4 protein-coding genes and 3 pseudogenes are annotated in these 5719 nt (G+C 53.3%); 5 read left to right on the top strand and 2 right to left on the bottom strand.

What is annotated here, in order from left to right; all coding sequences use genetic code 11:
* Positions 1–142: 142 nt before the first annotated feature.
* A pseudogene (locus QZ506_RS04250) lies at positions 143–1137 on the top strand (aspartate aminotransferase family protein); the annotation flags it as partial.
* Here QZ506_RS04250 and QZ506_RS04245 read toward each other — a convergent pair.
* The gene (locus QZ506_RS04245; protein WP_291969303.1) at positions 1134–1451 is read right to left on the bottom strand and encodes an NAD/NADP octopine/nopaline dehydrogenase family protein; all 318 of its coding nucleotides are present in this window, start codon (positions 1449–1451) and stop codon (positions 1134–1136) included. The pseudogene QZ506_RS04250 and the gene QZ506_RS04245 overlap by 4 nt on opposite strands.
* Positions 1452–2264: 813 nt before the next feature.
* Positions 2265–2933: pseudogene (locus QZ506_RS04240) on the bottom strand (GntR family transcriptional regulator).
* Positions 2934–3164: 231 nt separating this feature from the next.
* Here QZ506_RS04240 and QZ506_RS04235 point away from each other — a divergent pair.
* The 4 genes and pseudogenes from QZ506_RS04235 to QZ506_RS04220 form a co-directional block, all read left to right on the top strand.
* Positions 3165–4031 carry an AraC family transcriptional regulator gene (locus QZ506_RS04235; protein ID WP_291969302.1) on the top strand — a complete coding sequence of 289 codons (867 nt, stop codon included), beginning with the start codon at positions 3165–3167 and terminating at the stop codon, positions 4029–4031.
* 201 nt (positions 4032–4232) lie between these two features.
* Entirely contained in the window at positions 4233–4883 is a 651-nt protein-coding gene (locus QZ506_RS04230; protein WP_367272967.1) for an AzlC family ABC transporter permease, read from the top strand.
* On the top strand, positions 4880–5188 hold the full coding sequence (locus tag QZ506_RS04225; RefSeq protein ID WP_291969298.1) for an AzlD domain-containing protein: 309 nt from the start codon (positions 4880–4882) through the stop codon (positions 5186–5188). Before QZ506_RS04230 ends, QZ506_RS04225 begins: the two co-directional genes overlap by 4 nt.
* A gap of 305 nt (positions 5189–5493) precedes the next feature.
* A pseudogene (locus tag QZ506_RS04220) lies at positions 5494–5719 on the top strand (IS110 family transposase); the annotation flags it as partial.

Below are 5719 nucleotides of genomic sequence, written 5' to 3'. Positions count from 1 at the left end.
GCGCTGCTTGAGGGCCTTGTTATAAGAGGGCCAGTTGGTGATTTTAAAATTTTGTTTTGCCATGGAGACCTGATTTTGAAACAACTGTGGTGATCTGCTCCGATGATTACCCAAAAGTTCTATTTATTCAACAAAGCCTCATGCAATCGTTGATTTTGCCGAAGAATTGCTGCGTGAATTTCCGGTTGAACTGGATAACCTGATGCTGACCTGCGCCGGCAGTGAAGCTAACGATTTGGCCCTGCGCATTGCGCGGCATGTGACGGGCGGCACTGAAGTTATCGTGACACGCTAGGCTTATCACGGTGTTACCAGTGCGCTGGCGGAACTTTCACCGTCACTCGGTGACTGCGTGACGCGCGGCAATTATGTGAAACTGATTGATGCGCCAGACAGCTATCGCCAACCCTGCGCATTTTTGGCGTCGGTGCAGACAGCATTGGCAGAGATGCATGCCGATGGCATCCGTCCTGCGGCGCTACTGTTCGACACCATTTTTTCCAGTGATGGCGTCTTCTCCCCCCTTGGCTGGAGAAGTGGCGCAAGCGGTACAGTGGGTGCGCGACGCGGGGGGCTGTTTATTGCCGATGAAGTGCAGCCGGTTTTTGGTCGTACCGGTGAAGACATGTGGGGATTCGCACGCCATCAGGTGGTGCCGGATCTGGTCAGCTTAGGCAAGCCGATGGGTAACGGGCATCCGATCGGAAATCGGCGCTGTTCGCCGCGTTTGGTCGCGACGTTCGCTATTCTAATACCTTTGGCGGCAACACGTTGTCGTGTCAAGCGGCACACGCGGTGCTGCTGGTGATCCTGCAACAAAATGCATTACGGGTTGGACATTGCCTGCGTGAAGGGTTGCAAGCGTTAGCACAGCGTCACGAACTGCTGGGCGATGTACGCGGCAGCGGGCTGTTTGTCGGTGCGGAACTGGTGAGTGATCGTGAAAATAAAACGCCAGCCAGCGTTGAGGCAGTGGCGGTGGTGAACACCATGCGTCAACGCGGCGTACTGATCAGTGCTACGGGTCCTGCGGGCAATATTCTGAAGATTCGGCCACCGCTGGTATTCAGGGAAGAGCATGCCGCGCTGTTTCTCGATACGCTGGATACCGTGCTGACAGAAGTGGCGCAGCGCTAAAGCCTGCGTCTGTCGGGGGCTTTACGATTAGCCAACGTGTGCCTGTGAGGCGTGACACCTTCTTTCAACGATCGGGTAAACTCAGTGAAAGAGAGGGTATCCAGCTTCAGGGAGGGCAACACATCCTTTTGCTCCCGCAGATCGCATTGCCACACGGCACTGGCAAGGGTAATCGATGCGCTGTGTAGCGGTAGCGCGATTCCCGCTTTGCGTGCGATCGCTTCCGCGAAAACCAGCCCATAGGGTGTATCTTCCAGAATAAAGCGGGTATTCATGTCGACCGGGCCGGGTGGTCCACCGCGCCGGTGGTGCAACCCGGCGGCGATCTCGCTCAGCGTATGGCAGGATACATCTAATGATTGCTGAATATGCGCTTGTTTCCATCACCGTACCATGACCATAGCCCGGAACGCACAGTAGCACGGCATCTGCGCCGCGTACCGCAGTGGCAATGTCAGTGGTAACGGCTGGGCGACATTCCCCTTCGATGACGCCAGTAGAGTGTAGCTAGGAATGTGAGGTAAAAATGCCTGCCAGCGTATGTGTTTTCCTTGCCAAGAGCACCGTCTGGTGACAGTGATGGCACAGCCAGACTGTGCTGGCGAACCCGATATTCCCCGCACCTAAGAGTGCTATTTTCATCTGTGATTATCCTTTCAATCACGCGAATGTTGGTATCAGGCAAGGTGAATATCTCACCTTGCGTAACACACGAGGTAGTCGTGTATTCAAACCCTGATTATTTCAGGCTGGACGTAGCGTGCGGCGAAAACGCCAATAAGGGGTAAAAAAAAATAAATAATGTGAGCAGCACCAGAATGATAGACAGAGGTGAACTGACTAACGCGATGGTGTTACCACCGGAAATAGTCAATGCGAGATGTCATTGCGTTTCTGCGATAGGGCTAGGGATCACACCCAAAATAAGGGGTGCACTAGGGGAGCCCCTTTTTTCCAGAAAACAGGCGACCGTGCAAGGTGATATTGTTTCATCGCTGACGAGCCGGGTACGCAGTAGTGGTTTTCATTGCGCAGTCGCGATATCCACCCAACCCAGCCCTATTAGCCCCACGTCGCCTGCGTCTGGTTATGCCCCGGCAGGTTCAGCGCCGTACGATTGAGGGGAATTACGCTTGTGACTGATTCTCCTCCGTGTGCTCAATGAACGCCAGCATGGTATCGCTGCCATCGAGAATATCCTGTTGTATGGCATGCTGTGCGGCGGTTCCGTCCTGTTGGCGTAGTGCATCCACGACGTCTTGATGGTGCTCAATCGCCATCTGGTGGGAGAAATGGGCATAGGCCTAGGCAATCAGCGGGCCGGTGCGCATCAACAAGCTGCCAATAAACTGGCTGAGCAGCGGCATGTCAGCCATCTGTGCCAGAATCAGGTGAAATTCGCTGTTAAGACGCAGCGCCGCGCTTAAATCGTTATCATCAATCGCCTGAAGATTTTGCGTGACATTGGCGTCCAACTCGGCAAGTTTACTCGGTGTCATCAGCGCGCCACTGCCTTCCAGCGACACGCGCAAGGTGCGAATCTCAATAAACTGCGCGCTGGTGAGTTGTGGTACGCGGATATCGCGTGGTGTTTTCAGTATCAGTACCCGTTCTTTGGCGAGTTGCAGGATGGCATCGCGCACCGGGGTGACGCTGGTCCCGACCTGAGTGGCCAGCTCGCGAATACGCAGCTGATCGTCCGGTTTTAGCCGTCCCATAATCAGCGCTTCGCGCAGCATGGTGTACACACTGGAACCCAGATAACTGTGGTTGATTTGCACAATTGGATAATTCACGCATTCACCCCGAGTAACAGCGCATTCCTGTCGCTTCAATCGGCATATTATACAATATGATGCATCATCGTGCATCGACTATCCGAAAAAGAAAACCGTTTTCCACGGCGAACATGAAGATAAAAATGCGTGGCTGCGCAATTTTGTTCTAAACCCAGCGAGAATGCGGAGTGACAATAGTGTGAATATCCGGATACTGCTAGCAGAAGTGGTAACATCAGGGGGCACTATATGAGCAAAGCAACGCCACGTGAACAGGCGCAGTACCATCGATTGGAATCCTTCGGCGGCTTGGAAATGCTGCAGGCGCGCTATTATCGCCAACGGTTTTCCCGCCATGTGCATGACACTTTTTGTGTTGGTGTGATTGAAGAAGGCGCTCAGCGCTTTTATCGCACTGGTGGTGAGCACGTTGCGCCACAGGGAGACATCATTTTGGTCAATGCGGATGATGTGCATACCGGGTGCTCTGCCCGTGAAAACGGCTGGGCCTATCGCGCCATTTACCCACATCCGGATCTGTTTCGCACGATTTCCCACGATCTCCACCACGCCGAAGGGACGGTACCGTGGTTTCCTGACGCTGTGCTGCACGATCCGGGGTTGGCGCAGCAGTTACAGATGGCATTTCGCTTATTGGCTCAGCCGGGCAACACGCTGTTAAAAGAGACATTGCTGTTTTCATCACTGAGTTGGTTGATGTTGCGCTACAGCAAAACGCGCCGTCCGCCGCGCCCATTGCCCTTTTCAGAACAGCGCGTGTTACAGACAAAAATCTTGCTGGATGATACGCCAGAGCAAGAGTGGTCCCTGACCACGTTGGCTGCGATGGCGGAACTGAGTCCGTGGCACTACTTACGCCAATTTAAGGCGCTGGTGGGTATTCCTCCACACGCGTATCAGGTGCAGGCGCGGTTGCGCAAAGCCAAAACGCTGATGCTACACGGGCATACGCTCGCTGCGGTATCGTCGAAGTGCGGTTTCTCCGATCAAAGCCACTTTACCCGTCATTTTAAAAATGCCTTTGGCGCAACGCCCGGCAGTTTTATTCAAAGTATTATTTGGGATCATACGGCGCGAGATCCGCTGTTAGGTTAGTTAATCGCGTTAAAACGGCAGGGTTTGGCAGCAATCTTGTTCAATACGCTTTCCTCGATGTTTGGCTAGCCTGAATGACCGCATCTATTACAAAAGTTTCAGGTCGCTATGGAAAAGCATGCTTTATCACAACCGTGCGCTGCGCCAAACGCCAGCTTACCCGACTCGCGGTGGCGTGATATTCGCGCTGGTGTTCTTGATATGTTCCCGTTTTGTCTGGCGGTGTTGCCCTGGGGCATTCTGGCGGGTTCGATGGCGGTGCAGGCTGGGTTGCCGCTCTGGCAATCCATTGGGTTGTCGGCGTTGGTGTTCGCTGGTGCTGCACAGTTGGTCACGCTGGGGTTAGTGATGAGCGGCGCCAATGTCGTCACGATTTTGATCACCGTTTTCTTCATCACCATCCAACATATTATCTACGCTCTGACCTTGCGTGATTACGTGTCCCGCCTGGCGCTGCGCTATCGTCTGCCGATTGGCTTCTTGCTCACTGATGAACTGTTTGCGCTGAGCGGCGGCAAATCGGCACAGCAGCCGCGTTCTGTCAGCTATTTGATCGCCGCGGGCGGGTTTTTTTATGTCTGCTGGGTGATCTTCAGCCTTGCCGGTATTGTCATGGCCACGCGGATACCTGATTTGGCCCGCTATCATTTGGATTTCTCGATCATTGCCACCTTTATTACCATCGTTGTACCGATGGTACGCAGCATCAGTACGTTGCTGGGCGTGGTGCTGTCGCTGGTACTCTCGATGGTGCTGGCCTTATTCCACGTGGAAGGCGCGGTGGTGATTGCCGGTCTGAGCGGCATGTTCTTTTCTGCATTACTATCACGACGCGGGGAGGCGGTGCTATGAGTGGTGCACTGTTATTTGCGCTGGCGGGCATTGTGTTTTTCAATCGCTATCTGTTTCTTGAACCGCGTCTGCCGATTCGCTTGCCTGCACTGGTACAGCAAGCGCTGAAATATTCAGCCCCCTGCCTGCTGACGGCGATATGCGGCCCGATCATCCTGATGGATCACGGCATTGTGCGACCGCTCGGCGATAACCCCTATTTGTGGGGCGCGCTGTTCAGCGTGATTATCGCTTTCTTTATCCGCAATATGCTGCTGGCGGTGGTACTGAGTTTAATCTTTTTTGCGATTCTGCTTTCTCTGTAATCGGCGATCGTAAAGGCGGTTTATTATGTAGGGCGCAGTACATCCCATCGTTGCACGGGTGTACTGCGCTTTTTGTCTCATCGCATCTCACGTTGAACCTACGGTGTGGCTATACCGCCTTCGGCTCGAATTGCACATTGATCCAATGGATAAAACGAGAGGTTGATGGACTCTCAGGATAGCAAAAATCCATGTGGGTTCCCTGCGCGATGTTTATTTGTTCGATGGGAGTGCCTAATGAGATGGTCACCCCCACTCTGTGAGCGGTATGCTGGCAGGGTGTTTTTCTTTCAGGAGAGGCCATCATGGAAAACGTTACTCTTATTGGTATCGATCTCGGTAAACATTCTTTCCACATTCATTGCCAGGATAATTCAGGTAACGCGCTTCTGCGTAAGAAGTTTACGCGCACAAAGCTAATGCAGTTTTTGGCGACGTGCCCATCCTCGGTTGTTGTTATGGAAGCTTGTGCCGGGGCACACTTTATGGCGCGGCGTATCAATGATAGCGGCCATGAAGCAAAACTTATCT

The organism is Candidatus Symbiopectobacterium sp. (genome assembly GCF_020054415.1).
Lineage (GTDB): Bacteria > Pseudomonadota > Gammaproteobacteria > Enterobacterales > Enterobacteriaceae > Symbiopectobacterium.
The sequence above is the reverse complement of the archived record's forward strand: the minus strand, read 5'-3'. Positions and strand labels throughout refer to the sequence as shown.